The sequence below is a fragment of the Actinotignum urematis genome (assembly GCF_051264595.1).
In the GTDB taxonomy this organism is placed as follows: domain Bacteria; phylum Actinomycetota; class Actinomycetes; order Actinomycetales; family Actinomycetaceae; genus Actinotignum; species Actinotignum timonense_A.
Genome location: NZ_JBOZBG010000005.1, coordinates 1 through 16947, shown reverse-complemented (window position 1 = coordinate 16947; position 16947 = coordinate 1). Strand labels below are relative to the sequence as shown.

Annotated in this window: 14 protein-coding genes; 5 read left to right on the top strand and 9 right to left on the bottom strand. The window is 64.7% G+C overall.

Features of this window, described 5'->3' with window-relative positions; genetic code table 11:
• Positions 1–127 precede the first annotated feature (127 nt).
• The 7 genes from ACRQDJ_RS03910 to trpD form a co-directional block, all read right to left on the bottom strand.
• Complete coding sequence (locus ACRQDJ_RS03910) at positions 128–397, bottom strand: DUF3017 domain-containing protein (RefSeq protein ID WP_026428220.1); 270 nt, start codon at positions 395–397, stop codon at positions 128–130.
• Positions 398–492: 95 nt separating this feature from the next.
• Positions 493–1896: an alpha/beta hydrolase gene (locus ACRQDJ_RS03905; protein WP_435717797.1), complete on the bottom strand. Its 1404-nt coding sequence runs from the start codon at positions 1894–1896 to the stop codon at positions 493–495.
• A 67-nt stretch (positions 1897–1963) separates the two neighbouring features.
• Positions 1964–3403 carry a cell division protein PerM gene (locus ACRQDJ_RS03900; RefSeq protein ID WP_435710906.1) on the bottom strand — a complete coding sequence of 480 codons (1440 nt, stop codon included), beginning with the start codon at positions 3401–3403 and terminating at the stop codon, positions 1964–1966.
• Between the two features lie 133 nt (positions 3404–3536).
• Entirely contained in the window at positions 3537–4334 is a 798-nt protein-coding gene (gene trpA / locus ACRQDJ_RS03895) for a tryptophan synthase subunit alpha (RefSeq protein ID WP_435710908.1), read from the bottom strand.
• Positions 4327–5574, bottom strand: coding sequence for a tryptophan synthase subunit beta (gene trpB, locus ACRQDJ_RS03890; RefSeq protein ID WP_435710910.1), 1248 nt, complete (start codon positions 5572–5574; stop codon positions 4327–4329). Before trpB ends, trpA begins: the two co-directional genes overlap by 8 nt.
• Positions 5575–5576: 2 nt before the next feature.
• Complete coding sequence (gene trpC / locus ACRQDJ_RS03885; RefSeq protein WP_435710911.1) at positions 5577–6455, bottom strand: indole-3-glycerol phosphate synthase TrpC; 879 nt, start codon at positions 6453–6455, stop codon at positions 5577–5579.
• Positions 6448–7467, bottom strand: coding sequence for an anthranilate phosphoribosyltransferase (trpD, locus tag ACRQDJ_RS03880; protein WP_435710912.1), 1020 nt, complete (start codon positions 7465–7467; stop codon positions 6448–6450). Before trpD ends, trpC begins: the two co-directional genes overlap by 8 nt.
• A 666-nt stretch (positions 7468–8133) precedes the next feature.
• Between trpD and ACRQDJ_RS03875 the strand changes: the two genes are divergently transcribed.
• From ACRQDJ_RS03875 to ACRQDJ_RS03860, 4 genes are read left to right on the top strand one after another with little or no spacing between them, the layout of a single operon-like run.
• Complete coding sequence (locus ACRQDJ_RS03875; protein ID WP_435710914.1) at positions 8134–9099, top strand: metal ABC transporter substrate-binding protein; 966 nt, start codon at positions 8134–8136, stop codon at positions 9097–9099.
• 9 nt (positions 9100–9108) lie between these two features.
• On the top strand, positions 9109–9852 hold the full coding sequence (locus ACRQDJ_RS03870; RefSeq protein ID WP_435710916.1) for a metal ABC transporter ATP-binding protein: 744 nt from the start codon (positions 9109–9111) through the stop codon (positions 9850–9852).
• Positions 9853–9864: 12 nt separating this feature from the next.
• A complete protein-coding gene (locus ACRQDJ_RS03865) occupies positions 9865–10902 on the top strand; it encodes a metal ABC transporter permease (protein ID WP_435710918.1) in 1038 nt (345 codons plus the stop codon).
• Complete coding sequence (locus ACRQDJ_RS03860; protein ID WP_435710919.1) at positions 10899–11855, top strand: metal ABC transporter permease; 957 nt, start codon at positions 10899–10901, stop codon at positions 11853–11855. The genes ACRQDJ_RS03865 and ACRQDJ_RS03860 overlap by 4 nt, the downstream gene beginning before the upstream one ends.
• On the opposite strand, the gene ACRQDJ_RS03855 is transcribed toward ACRQDJ_RS03860, so the two are convergent.
• Complete coding sequence (locus ACRQDJ_RS03855; protein ID WP_435710920.1) at positions 11803–14418, bottom strand: UvrD-helicase domain-containing protein; 2616 nt, start codon at positions 14416–14418, stop codon at positions 11803–11805. The two genes, ACRQDJ_RS03860 and ACRQDJ_RS03855, sit on opposite strands and share 53 nt — an antisense overlap.
• A gap of 162 nt (positions 14419–14580) precedes the next feature.
• On the bottom strand, positions 14581–15960 hold the full coding sequence (locus ACRQDJ_RS03850) for an aldehyde dehydrogenase family protein (protein ID WP_435710922.1): 1380 nt from the start codon (positions 15958–15960) through the stop codon (positions 14581–14583).
• 85 nt (positions 15961–16045) lie between these two features.
• On the opposite strand from ACRQDJ_RS03850, the gene ACRQDJ_RS03845 reads away from it, so the two are divergent.
• On the top strand, positions 16046–16888 hold the full coding sequence (locus tag ACRQDJ_RS03845) for a DUF981 family protein (protein WP_435717796.1): 843 nt from the start codon (positions 16046–16048) through the stop codon (positions 16886–16888).
• The last annotated feature ends 59 nt before the right edge of the window (positions 16889–16947 follow it).

Sequence of the window (16947 nt, the reverse complement as noted above, 5' to 3'; positions counted from 1 at the left end):
CGAGCCCGCGCCCACCGGCCCCACCGCGTCTCAGAAACAAGCGGCAAGCGAACACGGGAAAGGTGTGGTGGCACGGCGACGGCGCAGCGCCTGCGTGGTGGCGTGCCGGGGAGCTGCGGCGTCGTTCTTAAATAACGGGGGGCGTGAGGGCGAAACGCGCCAGGAAAAAGAGGGCTGCGGCCAGGAGGAGGAGAGTGGCGGCGTCGGTGATGCGCGAACGCACCGAGGGGACGTAGCCGGTGGGCAGCGTCAGGCGCGCCACCGCGAGGATCACGAAGCTGCCCGCGAGCGCGAGGATGGCCACGCGCGGGTCGGCGAGGAAGGCGAGGGCCACGATGATGCCGATCCAGGCCGCGCAGGCCCAGTAGACCAGCGGGTGGGAAAAGTGCGCATTCACGTGAGCCAGTATAGCCCGCGGCGGGGCGGCCACTGCCGGTACGGTGGTAGCTTCCCGGCGCGGAACGCTCAGCCTGCGAGGGCGCCTACCCGCCGCTACATGGTGAAGAGGTGGAAGAAGGCGCCGATGAAGCGGATGTCTTCGACCGTATGCGTTTTGAGATTGACGGTGAGGAGCAGGGCCACGATCCCCCAGGCCACTGTGAGGCTCACCCAGGCCCAGCGCCGGATCCGGTAGCGGCCTGTGCCGCGCGGCAGGGCGTGGCGGCGGGTGTGCAGTGCGTGCCGGGGCACGTAGCGGGGGCGGCGCACCAGGGCCCGCCCGCGCACAATGCTCCCCGCGGCCAAGAGCGCGAAGACCAGGTAGGCGCCGGCAACGGTTGTTTTTTGGGTCATCCAGCCGCGGGTGGCCACCACGCTTTTCGCTCCGCCCGCCCGATCACCATTCCACCAGTCCAGCGCCCCGGGCAGCTGTTTTTTCCAGGTGTCCCAGGAGTGCCCGCCGTTCGGGTCCAGGTGCACGGTGGTTTTCAGGCGCGGGTTCTTGACTTCCTCCAGGCCGCGCGCGAGTTCCACCGGGTCGTTATCGGTGCGGGTGCCGGTGAAGTACATGGACTGCGGCCAGCTCGCTTTTTTCATGAGGTTGGTGACGGTGAATTGTTCGCGCAGGCCGGGGGCCTGGGTCAGGCCGATAACCGGCACGTTGTACCCGGAAAAGGAAATCACCGAGGCGAAGGTCTGCGGGTTGTACAGGCCGAGCACCGGCGCGCACCAGCCCCCGTAGGAGGCCCCGGCAATAGCCCAGTCGCGCCGATCCGCGGAAACCGAGAAATTCTTGCGCACCATCTGCACGATATCGCGATTCACCCAGGTACCCACCGCGGGCCGCCCGGATAGATCCACGCAATCGGGCTGTTGGTTATCCACATTGAGGGAGGGAACCACCATGATCGTATCCGGCGCGCTCTCCGGCATCGTATGTTCCAAATCCAGCACGCCCGGGATTTTCTCCGTCTGCGAGGGGAAGCCCTGGATCATGACGATCACGCGGTAGGTGCGCTCCGGCGAATAATCCGGGGGCAGGTAGACCCAAACGGGCAGCTCAAGGCCGGATTCGGGGCCGCGGAAAACGGTGCCCACCACCCCGTGCCCGGCCGGGGTGAAATCAGCTTTCCACTCTTTGCCTTCCGGCATGGGAATCTCACCGGACTGCCCGGCGTATTTGGGTAGCTCGCTCGTCACCGCGGTCATGGAAGCCTTGCCGCCGCTTTTCGTGAAAATGGTTTTGACATCGCTCCACGTGCTTGCGTACTGCAAGTTGAGGTTCATCCCCACCCCAATAGCGACGACGCCGCATACGGCTGCCACCACCATGGCAAGCACCGGAATCGCGGTAGCCAGGCGACGGGTACGCGGGATGGTGCGCACCCCCAGCGCCAGGAAAGCCAGCGAGCAGAGGCCGGCAGCCAGGAGCGCCCCGTGCGTATTGGGTTGAAGCATAGGCAAAATTTTAGGCCGCCCGGGCGCCTTCGCGCGCCGTTATTTCACTCTATGCCCAGCTCTCCTGTTATTTTTCCTCACTTTTCCCACGCTCTTCCCAGTCAGCGGCGGCGGGCTGAGAAGATGCTGGTTCCGGAGCGATCGCGGCGGTAGGAACCGAATGCAGGGTGGTGGACGGCGCGGCTGGCGCCGTGGCGGCCGGTGCCGTCGGCGCAGCCGGCGCGGTGGCGGCCGTGGGCGCGGTGGCGCTGGCGTCCGCGGTGAGGGCGCTCTCTCCGCCCGGCGCTTCGGAATGCTCCGGTGCGGCCTGCTCCATCGCTGCATCGCCAGGCGTCACGGTGGTGGCGAAAGTGGGCGCTGCGGAGTGGGCGGCGGCGTCGTGCTGCTGTGGGGCGGGGCGCAGGGCGCGCCGTACCCGGTAACGTTCCCACAAGGCGCGCACCCACGTCCAGAAGTCGCGCGCGCCGTAACCGAGCGCGAAAGGCAGCAGCACCGTGAGCGCCACGCAGCCGGTGAGGAGCGGGGCGCGAGTGCCGACCTCGAGCATGCGGCCCGGGCCGATCCCGCCGGTGGCGAATTGCCCGGCGAGGGCCACGAGCACCAGGAGTTCCAGGGCGCCCACTGCGGCGCTCACCCAGTCGCGCGGGCGCAGCGAGCGGATCACGCCCCAGGCCAGGCCCGTGAGGATGGGGATGATGAGGAGCCAGGCGGGGCGCAGGGCCGGGTCGGGCAGCAGGCCGAAAACGGGAAGGCCGGGGATGGGGGCGAAACTGCCACCCAGGGCCGAAAAGACCGCGCCGCTGCCCACCGTGAAACCGGCGCCGGTTACGTAAGCCAGCGCCCATACCGCGAGCGCGGGGGCGAAGAGCAGCTGGGTGAGGGTGAAGAGAATCGTGCCGGTGAGGTCGGTGAGATAGGCGGCGTGCAGGGCCTGGGCGCGCCCGAAGCCGAGCACCGCCGCGGCAAGAACCAGGAGGAGGCTCAGGGCGGCCAGGGTGGCGGCCAGCGGTGCGATGAGGCGCCAGCCGCGTTCGAGGATGGCCACCCCGGGCCAGGCCGGGCGTTCCAGCCAGGCGCATTGGCTGGCGGCGAAGCCGAGCACCGCCCCGCCCACGAGGGCGTGGAGCAGGGATGATTGCGGGAGGGAAAGCAGGCAGATCACACCGGCGCTGCCCGCTCCGCTCAGCGTGGCGATGGCTACGTCCCACCAGTCTTCCACCACGATGGCGCGCAGGAAACGCACCGTGAGCCAGGCGATGAGAGCGGTCAGGAGCAGCGGCATGAGGCCGATATGCCCACCCGCGGTTACGAGCGGCGTGCCGAGGGCGAGCAGCCACAGGGAGCCGCCCAGGCGTGCCGCGCCCTGCCAGGTTACGTCCCCGAGCAGCGGGGAGGCCGCGGTGAGGGTGTATCCGAGCAGGCAGATGAGCACCACCGTGATCCAGGTGAGGACCACGGGCTGGATAACGGCCAGGGCGAGCGCCACGCGGCGCGAATACGTTAACATCCCTTCCATGGTGGCGCGCGATGGGTGCCGGGCCGCGGAAGAGGGCCCGGCGTGTTGCTCACCGCACCATCTTCGCGCGGCCGCTGCGCGCGGAGCCTGCGCTCCGCTACGCGCACCGGCACCTTCGCGGCGCTTAGCCGAGCGCGCCCTTGAGTTCGCTCACCCGGCCGGCGATATCCGCGGCGATTTCCTCCGCGCCCTTTCCAGCCGCAGCAAGTTCGTGAATCCGAGAAACCAGGGCCGATCCCACGATCACCCCGTCGGAGAGCGCCCCCATGCGGGCGGCCTGCTCCGGGGAAGAAATCCCGAAGCCAATCGCGCAGGGAGTATCCGTGACCGAGCGGATTTTCTCCACGATGGCCCCCACATCGGTGGTGATATTCGAGCGCATGCCCGTCACCCCCATGGAGGAGACCACGTAAAGGAAGCCGCGCGCGGCCCGCGCAATCGCCTCGATCCGATCCTCGGAGGTAGGCGCGATCAGCGAAATGAGATCAACGTTATGCGCAGCCAAAGCCCCCTCGAATTCGCCCTTTTCTTCGAAAGGCACATCGGGGAGGATCACGCCGGAGACCCCAACTTCCGCGCAGCGGCGCGCGAAGCGCTCCGGTCCGTAGGAGAAGACCACATTGGCGTAGGTCATGATGACGAAGGGGCATTCCAGATCCGGGCGCACCTGGCCGATCATCTCGAAAATCTTGTCCGTGGTGGCTCCCCCGCGCAGCGCCCGCTCCGAGGATGCCTGGATGACCGGGCCCTCGGCGGTCGGATCAGAGAAAGGCACGCCGAATTCAATGAGATCTGCACCGGCCCGGCCGGCCGCGCGGATGATGTGCGCCGTCGTACCTAAATCTGGATCCCCGCAGGTGAAGAAGGGAATAAAAGCTTTGCCGCGGGAAAAAGCCCGGGCGATGGGTACCTGTTTAGTCATGGATATCTTCTCCCCGGTAGCGCGCGATGGCCGCAACGTCCTTATCCCCGCGGCCCGAGAGGGTGACGATAATAATCTTGCCCGGCATCTCCGGGGCGATCTTCATGGCGTGCGCGAGGGCGTGCGCCGATTCAATCGCGGGAATAATCCCCTCGGTGCGCGAAAGGTATTCGAAAGCCTCCACGGCCTCCGCGTCGGTGACCGGTACGTATTCCGCGCGCCCGATATCGTGCCAGTAGGCGTGTTCGGGGCCAATCCCCGGGTAGTCCAGGCCGGCCGAGATGGAGTACACCGGGGCGATCTGCCCGAATTCATCCTGGCAGAAATAGGATTTCATACCGTGGAAAATGCCTTCGGTGCCGGTGGCGATGGTCGCGGCGGTATCCGGGGTATCCACGCCCCGCCCGGCCGCTTCCGCGCCGATGAGGCGCACGCCCGCGTCACCTACGAAGTTATAGAAAGAACCGGCCGCGTTCGAGCCGCCGCCCACGCAGGCGATCACCGCATCGGGCAGGCGCCCTTCGGCTTCCAGGATCTGGGCGCGGGCCTCGCGGGAAATAACCGCTTGGAAATCACGCACGATCGTGGGGAAGGGATGCGGGCCCATAACCGAGCCGAGGCAGTAGTGGGTATCGCTGACCCGCCCGGTCCATTCGCGGAAGGCTTCGCTGGCGGCGTCCTTGAGGGTGCCGGTCCCGGATTTCACCGCGACCACATCCGCGCCCAGTAGCCGCATCCGGTACACGTTGAGGGCCTGGCGGCGGGTATCTTCCTCCCCCATGAACACCACGCATTCCATATTGAACAGCGCGGCAGCGGTGGCGGTGGCGACCCCGTGCTGGCCGGCCCCGGTTTCCGCGATGAGGCGGGTTTTGCCCATTTTCTTGGCGAGCAGCGCCTGGCCGAGCACGTTATTGATTTTGTGGGCGCCGGTGTGGTTGAGGTCCTCGCGTTTGAGGTAGATTTTCGCGCCGCCCAGATCGCGCGTCATCCGCTCCGCGTAGTAGAGGAGGGAGGGCCGGCCCGCGTAATTATTGAAAAGATCGGTGAGTTCGGCATTAAATTCTGGGTCGTCGCGGTAGTGCCGGTAGGCGGCGTCCAGCTCTTCGATGGCCGGCATGAGAGTTTCCGGGATGAACTGCCCGCCGTGGATGCCGAACCTGCCCGGGCGCTCGGGCGCGCCGGTTTCCGGCGTGGAGGTTCCCGAGGTGGAGCTTTCCATCGTGTGTCCTTCGGTCATGGTTATTCTTTCTCCTGTGCGGGGGCGACGACGCGCGCCGCGGCCTGGCGCCACTGGGCCAGTACTCCTACTTTATCGGCGCTGCGCATGAGGGCTTCGCCCACGAGCACCGCGTCGGCACCGCCGGCCGCGAGCGCTTCCACGTCCGCGGCCCCGCGCACCCCAGATTCGGCGACGACGAGGGCAGTGCTCTCGATACGGGCCCGCAACTGGCCCGCGGTGGTCAGATCAACCGAAAAATCTTTGAGATTGCGGTTGTTGATTCCGATGATGTGGGCGCCGGCCGCCTGGGCGGAGTCAATTTCCGCAGCGTCGTGGGTTTCCACCAGGGCGGATAGCCCAAGGGAATGCGCCAGCTGGAGGTACTCGCGCAGGGTTGCGGTATCCAGGAGCGAGCAGATGAGCAGCACCGCGCTGGCCCCCAGCGTTTTCGCCTGGTAGATCTGGTAGGAATCCACCACGAAATCTTTGCGCAGGCAGGGGGTGGTAACCGTGCGGGTGATTTCCTCCAGGTAGCTATCCGAACCGAGGAACCACTGCGGTTCGGTCAGCACAGACATAGCTTCCGCCCCGGCCGCTTCGTAGGAGCGGGCAATATCGAGGTAGGGGAAATCTTCGGCGATGATGCCCTTCGAGGGCGAAGCTTTTTTCACTTCGCAGATGAAGCCGAGCCCGGGGCCGCGCAGGGCGGCCTCGAAGGGGAAGCTGGCCGGATCGCTCCCGGGTTGGCTCCCGGCGGCGGGCGCGAGTGCTTCGGCAGGCGCAGGCGCGGCGGCAAGCGCTTCGGCGAGTTCGCGCATGCGGGCCGCGGGGATCTGTTCTTTATCGCGGGCCACCCGTTCCCGGGTGGCGGCGGCGATCTGCTCGAGGATATTAGGCACGCGAAGCCTCCACGAATTCGTCAATCTTGCGGTAGGCGCTGCCATCCTCGATGAGGTCGCCGGCCATATCCACACCCGCGGCAATGGAGCGGGCCTTGCCGGCGATATAGAGCCCGGCACCGGCATTGAGCTGGACCACGTCACGCTTGGGGCCGGTGATCTTCCCGGAAAGGATATCGCGAGTGATCTGGGCGTTTTCTTCCGGGGTGCCGCCGAGCATATCGGCCGGGGTGGCCCGGTTGAAACCGAACACATCCGGGGACATTTCGAAGGTGCGGTATTCGCCGTTACGTACTTCGCAGACCGTGGTGGGTGCGGAGAGGGAAATCTCATCGAGCTTATCCTGGCCGTAGACCACCAGGCCGTGGTGGACGCCCAGGTCATTGAGGACGCGGGCGAGGGGCTCGACGAGGTATTCATCGTAAACGCCGAGGACCTGGTATTCGGGGTGGATCGGGTTGGTCAGCGGCCCGAGGATATTGAAGACAGTGCGGAAGCCAAGCTCCTTGCGGATCGCCCCCACGTTCTTCATGGACTTGTGGTAGAGCTGGGCGAACATGAAGCACATGCCCACCTCATCGAGGAGACGCCGGCAGGTATCCGGATCCTGGTTGATATTCACCCCGAGGGCTTCCAGGCAGTCGGCGGTACCGGACAGCGAGGAGGCGGCGCGGTTGCCGTGCTTGGAGACCTTGACTCCCCCGGCGGCCAGCACGAACATCGAGGTCGTGGAAATATTGAAGGAGTGGGCGTTATCCCCGCCGGTTCCCACGATTTCCAGGGTGGGGAAAGGAACCTCGAAGTAATCGGCGTGTTCGCGCATCGCGGTGGCGCAGCCGGAAATCTCATCGGTGGTTTCTGCCCGCGCGTTCTTGGTGGACAGCGCGGCGAGGAAGGCTGCCGTCTGGGTGGGGGTGCTTTCCCCGCCCATGATCTCATTCATAACGGTATAGGCCTCGTCATAGGTGAGATCCTGCTTGGACACAACTTTAATAATGGCTTCTTTAATCATGACAACTCCGTACGTTGGGAAAGTTTGGGTGGACTGCGGTGCTGAGCGGGCCGCGCCATCGCCCCCGGGCGGCTTTCCACCAGCGGCAGCGCAGCTGGGCGCGGGTGGAGGCAGCCATGGCCGCCGCCGCGGCGGCAGTAGCCGGCGTTGCGGAAGGCGCCATGATGGAGACAGTGAGTGTGGTGGAGTGCCGGCGATGCGTGGATAGGGCATCGGGGACATGGTGCTCAGGTGAATGCGGTAGGTCCCGTTGCACGGGATTCTCCTCTCAGGTGGTTGGGGCGGCGTGGTTGCGCCGCAGGGGCACGCTTCTTAGGCGCGCCACCATCGCCAGGCCGCACCGGCCTGACCCTGTACCTTGAGATCCTGCTGCATAGCTGTGCAGCTTAGCCCACCCCGGGTGGCGCCCCCGCCCCGGTCCATCATGCGGACAGGTAAGGGCGGCAGCCAGCTGGCGGCGTCGTCGTACTACCAGAAGTGAGCCGGCGTGCCGCAACTACCAGGCACGCAATTATTATTATTGACTTTTCACCCAGAGATTCCCGGGATTTTTCGCGACGTTTCGCAGATTCGCCCTAGTGCTTTATGCGTGCATCGGTTAACATATTCAGGTCCCGAGTAAAGAAACCCATACCTTACATGCTTTCGTGATTGAAGAAGGACACCATGAAACATTCTGTTAAGTTGGCCGCGATTGCCGCGGCCGGGGCTTTGGCACTCGCATCCCTGACCGGCTGCGCCACCGATAATAAGGGCGCATCCGAATCGCCGGCCACCGACTCCTCAAAGGCCGCGGGCCTGTCGGTGGTGGCAACTACCGGTTACCTCGAAGATGTTATTCGCAACGTCGCTCCCGAGGCTAACGTAACCACCTTGGTCAAGCCCGGCGGTGATCCTCACACCCAGGAACTGACCACCCAGGACACCCAGGCCATTGAAAAGGCCGATCTTGTGGTGTGGACCTCCCACGATATGGAACACAAGATGATGGGCCAGCTTGAGAAGCTCGGCGACCGCCAGATCGCGGCCGCGGAAGCCATCCCGGAGGATAAGCTCCTCCCCTGGGAAGAAGACGGCAAGATCGAAGGCCACGACCCGCACGTGTGGAACTCCCCGGAGAACTGGCAGTACGTGGTGACGGCCACCGCCACCAAGCTCGGTGAGATCGACGCCGCGAACGCGGACCTCTACAAGGCCAACGCGGAAGAATACAACAAGAAGATCGCCAAGGCCGCCGATGAAGCCAAGGCCAAGTTCGATAAGATCCCGAAGGAAAACCGCGTGCTCATCACCGGGCATGACGCCTTCAACTACCTGGGCGCTTCTTTCGGTATTGAAATTCACGCCACCGATTTCGTTTCCTCCGAATCGGAAATGTCCGCGGTGGAGCTCAACGAGCTCGCCACCCTCATTGCCGAGCGCAAGGTTCCGGTGATCTTCCAGGACAACCTCAAGAACCCCGAAGTCATTAAGCACCTCCAGGACGCGGTGCGCGAAAAGGGCTGGCACGTTGAGGTCTCCGATAACGAGCTCTTCGCCGACACCCTCAGCTCCGAAGCGCCCACGAATACCTACCTGGGTGCTTTCAGCTACAACGTTGATTCCATCGTCAGCGCGCTGTCGCAGAAATAGGTGATATCTATGGGATCCGCTACCACGCTGGCCTGTCAGATTGACCACCTGAGCGTCGCCTACCAGGATACGATCGCGGTGAGCGATGTTTCGCTCCGCGTCAGTCCAGGCCAGGTGGTGGCGCTTCTCGGCCCGAACGGCGCGGGGAAATCCACCGTCATGAAGGCGGCCCTGCGCCTCGTTCCGGCCCTCGCCGGGGACGTCAGCTTCTTCGGCGAACCACTCCCCCGGGTGCGTTCACGCATTGCTTACGTGCCGCAAACCGCCACCGTGGATTGGGATTTCCCGACCACGGTGGGCGACGTCGTGCTCATGGGTACGTACGCCCAGCTGGGCTGGCTGCGCCGCCCGGGCGCACGCCAGCGCGAAGCCGCCGCAGCGGCCATGGAACGCCTGGGAATTTCCAATCTTGCCCACCGCCATATCAACGAGCTGTCCGGCGGCCAGCAGCAGCGCACCTTCGTGGCGCGCGCCCTGGCCCAGCACGCCGAGCTCTACCTCATGGACGAACCTTTCGCGGGTATCGATATCACCTCCCAGCAGGCGATTATGACGCTGCTGCGCGAGCTGGTTGATGAGGGGAAAACCGTGATGATCGTGCATCACGATTTGCAGACGGTCCCTGATTTCTGCGATAGCGTTGTGCTGCTCTCTAGCGGCAAATTGGTGGCGAGCGGAAACGTGGAGGAGGCTTTCACCGCGGATAATATCGCGCGAGCCTACGGCCTTTCCATCGCCCTCGAACGCAAGTGAGGGCGCGGCGCGATGATTGATTTTATTTCCCCGCTGGAATTGTGGGGAACCTATATTTTCCGCACCATGCTCATCGGAACCACCCTCATCGGGGTGTTTTCCGGTATCGCTGGCTGCCTGCTTTACCTGCGCCGCCAGTCCCTGGTATCCGACGTTATCGGGCACAGCTCCATCCTCGGTGTGGTTGCCGCCTTCACGGTGGCCACCCTGCTGGGCATGGATGGGCGCTCGATGGTGGTCCTCGTGCTGGGGGCGAGCGCGGCGGCGATGTGCGCCGTCGTTCTCACCAATATCATCGTGGCGCATTCGAAAGTGAAGGCGGACGCGGCTATGGCCATCTGCCTCTCGTTGTTTTACGGCGGCGGGATGGTGTGCCTACGGCTCCTCACCCATTCCCACCTGCCCAATCGCGGCGGGATCGACAGCTACATGTTCGGCAACGCGGCGAATGTACGCGCCGGGGACCTGGTGACCATCGCGGTATTCGGGCTGCTCACCGTCGCGGTTATCCTCGCTTTCTTTAAAGAAATCAAATTGGTGACCTTCGATCCGGTGACGGCGCAATTGCAGGGCTTCAGCCCGCGCGTGCTCACGCCGCTCATGCTGGTGCTCGTCACCATCGCTATCGTGATTGGAATTAAGGGCGTGGGGCTTATCCTCATGGTCGCTTTTGCGATTATGCCGGCCGCGGCCGCGCGCCAGTGGACGCACCGCATGTCCTCCATGATGGTGCTGGCCGGGATTTTCGGTGGGGTTGCGGGCGCGGCGGGCGCGTACCTGTCCGTGTGCCTGGGCAAGGTTCCCACCGGCCCGATTGTGGTGCTCCACCTCTTTGTTATTTTCGCGTTCTCGCTGTTGGCCGCGCCGCGCCGCTCCATTGTGGTGGTGGCCCTGCGCCAGCGCCGCTTGCGCGGTGATCTTGCCACGCGGGCGCTGGCTTCCGCGGAGGTTCCGGTTCCTGCGGGTGCGCAAGGATCGGCGACGACGCCGGCGCCTACGGCGCCGGATGCTCTGGCAGCCGGGGGTGCTTCGGAGAGGAGCGGGCAATGAGTTTCATTGTGGCAGTTATGTTGCTCGCGGTGGTGACCGCGGTGACCTGCGCGCTTCCGGGGGTGTTCCTGGTGTTGCGCGGGCAGTCCATGCTGGTGGATGCGATGTCGCACGCCGTGCTCCCTGGGATTGTGGTGGGCACGATTCTGTCTGGTTCCACGCATTCCCCGATCATGGTGGTGTGCGCGGCGCTCATGGGTTTGGTGGTGGTGCTGGGTGCCCAGCAGCTGGATCGCACCCGGTTGCTCACCGGGGATGCCAGCCAGGGCGTGATTTTCCCGGTGCTTTTCGCCCTGGGTATTTTGCTGCTCTCGACCACGCTTTCCCATATCCATATTTGCCAGGACACCGTGCTCACCGGGGATCTCAATCTCATGGCTTTGAGCCCGGAACATATCATTATCGGCGGTTACGATATTGGCCCGCGCACCATGTGGCAGCTGCTCGCGGTGTGCGCGCTCAACGCGATTTTCATCGCGGTGTTTTTCCGGGTTCTCAAGACCGATACTTTCGACGGTGATTTCGCTGCGACTATCGGCTTCCCGGTGCGGGCGGTGGAGCTGGGGCTCATGATGTTGGTGTCCCTGACCGTGGTGGCGGCTTTCAATGCCGCGGGCGCGATCCTGGTTATTGCCCTCATGGTGGTGCCGGCGGCCACGGCGATTCTTTTCGCCCGCTCGCTGCGCCACCTCCTGGTGCTCACTCTCCTGATTGCGGTGGCCGAGGCGCTCCTCGGCTTCGTGCTGGCCCTGTATCTGGATTTGGCGACCTCGGCGATGATGGCTTTCACCGACGGGGTAGTGTTCCTGAGCGCGCTGGCCTGGTACAAGCTGAGCGGGCGCGCGGCGGCACGCAGCCACCGGCGCACCCTGAGCGTGCCGGCCGCTGCCGCGAGTGCCGCTACTTCTCCACTTTCGTCAGCGGAGCGAAACGCAGCATCAAGCGTTTCGTGACCGAGCCGAAAGCGACTTTCGCGGTGGTGGACTTTCCTCGGCCCTCGAAGCCGAGGATGGTCCCCCGCCCAAAGGAGCGGTGCTCCACGGTGTCACCCACCGCGAAGCCTTTGGTATCCGCTGCGGTATCGGCCGCGCTAGGTGCACCCGCCGCGCTAGTTGAGCCCGCTGCACCACCCGAACCGCCAGCTGCTTGATGCGAACTTCCGGCAGAATCAGCGCGAGAGGCCGAGTTAGCGGTGGCGGGCACCCCGAGTTTCCCGGGTTTGAATGTACCTGAGCCGATGATGGGCCCGGCGTCGTCGTCAAAGAAAGAAGGCGCGCGCCGCTCACGGCGCCCCCACCCGTAACCGGAACCAATACCGCCACCGCGCACGAGATCCTGGGAGGATTGTTCCCGGCGCCAATCAATAAGTTCGGGCGGGATTTCTTCAATGAAACGCGAGGGCGGGAACTCCTGGGGTGCACCCCACGAAGAGCGCGCTGCCGCTCGCGAAATATAGAGGCGTTCGCGCGCGCGGGTAAAGGCCACGTAGGCGAGGCGGCGTTCTTCGGCGAGTTCGCGCCGGTCATCCAGGGAACGCATATGCGGGAAGGTGCCGTCTTCCAGGCCGGTGACGAAAACAACCGGGAACTCCAGACCTTTGGCGGTGTGGACCGTCATGAGAGTGGTTTCCCCTTCGGATTCGCTCCCCTCGGGAAGCCGATCCGTATCCGAGACCAGCGAAATCTGGTCCAGCCACTCCCCCAACCCGGCATCCGGATTTTGAGCGGAAAACTCCACCGCGACCGCGTGTAATTCGGCCAGGTTTTCCACCCGGCTGAGATCCTGCGGGTCTTTGGATTCCTGTAGCACAGCCAGGTACCCGGATTCATCCATGAGGTAATCGAGGATATCCGCGGGTTTACCGCCCGCGGCGGCATCCTGACGCGCGGTTTCGAGGATGCGAGCCAGATCGGCGACGGCGCTGCGGGCCCGAGCCGTCAGCCCCGCAACTTCGCCGCGCTCCGGATTGGGGGTAGCCACATCGGCCACCGCGGCACCGAAGGAAATATTCCAGCGTTGGGCGTGGGTGGCCAGGTGGCCCTGCGCGGTATCCCCCACCCCGCGTTTGGGTTCATTGATGATGCGGCGCAGCGAAACGGTATCATCCGGATTGGCGACCGCGTGCAGGTACGCGAGGGCATCCTTGATTTCTTTGCGCTCATAGAAGCGGGTACCGCCGATGACCCGGTAGGGAATCCCGGAGCGCACGAACATTTCTTCCAGGGCCCGAGCCTGGGAATTGGTGCGGTAAAACACCGCCACATCCCCGTAACGCACCCCGTTATTATCCCGGAGCCGGTCAATTTCTGTGACAACGAAATTGGCTTCGTCGCTTTCCGAATCGGCCACGTAGCCGGTGATCTTTTCCCCGCTCCCCGAATCCGTCCACAGCTTTTTCGGCCGGCGCCCTTCATTATGGGAGATGACGGCATTGGCGGCAGAAAGAATATTTTGGGTGGAGCGATAGTTTTGCTCGAGGACCACGCTGGTGGCATCCGCGAAGTCTTTCTCAAAATCCTCAATATTGCGGATAGTGGCGCCGCGGAAGGCGTAAATGGACTGATCGGCATCGCCCACCACGGTGAGCGCGGAGCGTTCCGGGCCCTGCCCGGCCAGGGTGCGCACCAGGACGTATTGGGCGTGGTTGGTGTCCTGATATTCGTCCACCAGGATGTGGCGGAAGCGGGTGCGGTAGCGTTCGGCGATCTCCGGGTGGGAGGTGAGCACCTCCACCGTGCGCATAATAAGATCATCGAAATCCAGCGCATTGGCGCGCTCCAGGCGATCCTGGTACGCGGCGTAGGCCTGGGCCAGCACCTGGCCGTCCCTATCGGTTGCGGCCGCGGCCTGCGCGGCCGGGGTAACCAGTTCATCCTTGAGATTAGAGACCTGGCGGCTGAGCATTTTGGGCGGGTAGGCCCGGATGTCAATATTTTCTTCCCGGCACACCATGGTCATGAGGCGCTGGGAATCCGCGGCATCGTAAATGGTGAAGGTGGAGCGCATCCCGAGCGCGCGGTGTTCGGCCCGCAAAATCCGCACGCAGGCGGAGTGGAAGGTGGAGATCCACATGCCGCGGGCCAGGCCGCCGAGCATCCCCTCCAGGCGTTCGCGCATTTCCCGCGCCGCCTTATTGGTGAAGGTGATGGCGAGGATATTGGCCGGGTGGGCCTGCCCGGTGGCGATGAGGTAGGCGATACGCGAGGTCAGCACCCGGGTTTTCCCCGAGCCGGCCCCGGCGACCACAAGCAGCGGGCCGCCGCTGTGAATCACGGCTTCCCGCTGGGCGCTATTGAGGCCGGTGAGAATGCGCGCCGCCGCACCCGAAACCTCCGGCACGCTCGCAGCCGCCGGCGCACCCGCAGCCGCTGCCCCGCCCTGACCAGTAGGCGCACTTTCAGCGGCCTGAGCCGGTGCGGGCACACCCGGGCGCCGCCCCACGGTAGCCCCGGCTTGCTGGGCGGCCGCCACGCGTTCCCGCAGCCGCGCGATTGTTGCTTTGTACGATTCCTCCATAGCCCTTCTAGGGTACGACACCACCCCGACACAAAAAACGCCCCCGAGCTTCGCGTTTCTCTCACTCCGGGCACCGGCCGATGGCATGCGGCACCTACCTGCCCGGCCGGCCCCGCGCCAGTTAAGCTGCGCCGTCGTACCAACGAAGCTGCGCCGTCGTACCTATCGCGCCGGATGGACGCGCACCGCATGCTCGTTCGTGAAGGCACGCAAACCCCAGGCGCCCTCCTCGCGGCCGTAACCGGAACGATTAATTCCACCAAAAGGCCAGGTGGGCGCCGATTCGCGGTGCTTATTGATAATGGTCATCCCGGCCGCCAAACGCGCCGCGAAACGCTGCGCCTTCTCCAGATCCTGGCTCCACACCGAGGACTGCAAACCGTAGGCGGTGCTATTGGCCAGCTCGAGGGCTGCTTCCTCATCCGCCGCCCGGTAGAGCGCCACCACCGGCCCGAATAATTCGTTGCGAGCGATATCGTGGTCCGTGGGAATATCGGTGAGCAAGGCCGGGGTCATAAAGGCGCCCGGCCGGTCAATTTTGTGACCTCCGTAATGGCGGTGCGCTCCAGCGGCGACGGCGCTCGCCACCCGCCGCACCACCTCGTCCCTCGCCGCAATCGAGGACAGCGGCCCCATATCCGTGGCCGGGTCATCATAGGGACCCACCACGATGCTCGCGATCTCCGCGCGGGCCGCCGCGAGGAATTCCTCGAAAACACTATCCAGCACGATAATGCGCTTATTCGAGGTGCAGACCTGCCCGGCGTTGAACACGCGCGTGCGCACCGCCGCGCGGGCTACCGCGGCGATATCGGCGGCGTCCAGCACCACCATGGCATCATTGCCGCCCAGCTCCAGGAGGGAACGTTTCGTGTACTTCCCGGCCAGCTGCGCAACCGAGGATCCCGCCCGCTCCGAACCGGTCAGCGATACTCCTTTGACGCGCGGGTCCGCGAGGACTTTCTCCGTATCCGCAATATCCAGGTAGATATTCTGGTACACCCCGGCAGGCAGGCCGGCTTCGCGCAGCAGCGCCTCGAACGCAGCCGAGGAACGCGGGCAGATCTCCGCTTGTTTCATGAGAATCGTATTGCCGACCATGAGCTGGGGCAGCGCGAAGCGGGCAATCTGGGAATAGGGGAAGTTCCAGGGCATGATGCCCAGCAGCACGCCCAGCGGCTGGTGGAGCACGTAGGTGGGGATGCCATCCCCGGCATCCAGCGCGGTGGGTTCCAGGTAGCGCGGCGCGTTATCGGCGAACCAGTGGGCGTGCTGGCTGACGACGGCGAGCTCGGCGACGCCATCGCGCACCGGTTTGCCCATTTCCCGCCCGATAATATCGGCGAGCTCCGCCGAACGCTCCGTGATGAGCTCCCCGAAGCGGTGCAGGACCGCGGCGCGGGTGGCCATCGGGGTATCGCGCCAGCTGGTGAAGGCATCCCAGGAAGCGCTGATCACGCCCGGGATCGCGGCGGCGGGCAGGGAGGGGAAGCATTCTTCCACCTCGCCGGTATTGGGGTTATGCACGCGGTAGTGAGTCATAAGCCTAGCTTACTGTGTTGTGGCCCACTGTGCCGGGCAAACCCGGCTATCATGGGGACATTAGTCCTAAATTGAGAAAGGAGTGGTGAACGTGGGAGATTTCTTCACCGGGGAAAGCGCCCCGGGAATGATTGATTGGGCGTCGATGCCCACCTACAACACCATTATGGCCATCGCGGCCGGGGTGGGCCTGATCTTGGTTGGCCGGCTGCTGGTGCACTTGCGCAGCGCGGTTCCAGCGGGAGCGGTGGGAGCTGGCGATGCCGCGGGCGCAGCTGGCACTACGGGAGCTGGCGCCGCAGCATCCGTGCACGTAGCCGGCGCGGATGCCGATAAGGCCGTGAGCCTGGACGGCTACACCCTCGGCTTCTTCGTGACCGGCCTGATCCAGACGCTGACCGGCCTGCACATGTGCCTCACCTGGCCGCTGGCCGCCGGCGGCTTCCCCTTCGACAATATTATCTTCGGGGAAACCTGCCTCGGCTTCGGCGTGCTCCTGCTCGCGGCGAGTTTCATCCTGTGGAAGCGCGGGGATCGCATCCTCGCATCCAGCTCGCCTTTCCGCACGTTCGCGCGGATTGCCCGCCCGGTCTCCATTTTTGCGCTGGCGATGGGCTTGGCGCTGCTGGCGATTATGTGCGCCGGGATGGTCTACCAGTTCTTCGCCGCCCCTCCCCAGGAGCCGATTTCCGGGTCCTTCGCTGCCTACCCCTGGCTCGAGTCGATTGCTCTCTCCGCGGTCTTTGGCCTGGCCGGTGTGGGTGCGATTCTTTTCTTCGCCGCGGTGCGCCCGGATGCCAGCGGGCAGGTGCGCGGCGGCGTGGTGAGCGCCGCCTACTGGTGCCTGGTCATCAGCGGGGTCATCTTCATGCTCTTCGGTGCCATGAACTTCTATACCCATATCGGGCTCGTAGTCAATACCATGTAGCACCGCCACGCCGGCGCGTGGCCCGGTGAAGCTGCGGCCCCCGTGGCCGCAGCGGCGTG

Bases quoted from the DNA above. Each gene is read 5' to 3' on its own strand.
- ACRQDJ_RS03905 (WP_435717797.1), bottom strand. From the start codon at position 1,896: ATGCTTCAACCCAATACGCACGGGGCGCTCCTGGCTGCCGGCCTCTGC.
- ACRQDJ_RS03900 (WP_435710906.1), bottom strand. From the start codon at position 3,403: ATGTTAACGTATTCGCGCCGCGTGGCGCTCGCCCTGGCCGTTATCCAG.
- trpA (WP_435710908.1), bottom strand. From the start codon at position 4,334: ATGACTAAACAGGTACCCATCGCCCGGGCTTTTTCCCGCGGCAAAGCT.
- trpB (WP_435710910.1), bottom strand. From the start codon at position 5,574: ATGACCGAAGGACACACGATGGAAAGCTCCACCTCGGGAACCTCCACG.
- trpD (WP_435710912.1), bottom strand. From the start codon at position 7,467: ATGATTAAAGAAGCCATTATTAAAGTTGTGTCCAAGCAGGATCTCACC.
- ACRQDJ_RS03875 (WP_435710914.1), top strand. From the start codon at position 8,134: ATGAAACATTCTGTTAAGTTGGCCGCGATTGCCGCGGCCGGGGCTTTG.
- ACRQDJ_RS03870 (WP_435710916.1), top strand. From the start codon at position 9,109: ATGGGATCCGCTACCACGCTGGCCTGTCAGATTGACCACCTGAGCGTC.
- ACRQDJ_RS03865 (WP_435710918.1), top strand. From the start codon at position 9,865: ATGATTGATTTTATTTCCCCGCTGGAATTGTGGGGAACCTATATTTTC.
- ACRQDJ_RS03860 (WP_435710919.1), top strand. From the start codon at position 10,899: ATGAGTTTCATTGTGGCAGTTATGTTGCTCGCGGTGGTGACCGCGGTG.
- ACRQDJ_RS03855 (WP_435710920.1), bottom strand. From the start codon at position 14,418: ATGGAGGAATCGTACAAAGCAACAATCGCGCGGCTGCGGGAACGCGTG.
- ACRQDJ_RS03850 (WP_435710922.1), bottom strand. From the start codon at position 15,960: ATGACTCACTACCGCGTGCATAACCCCAATACCGGCGAGGTGGAAGAA.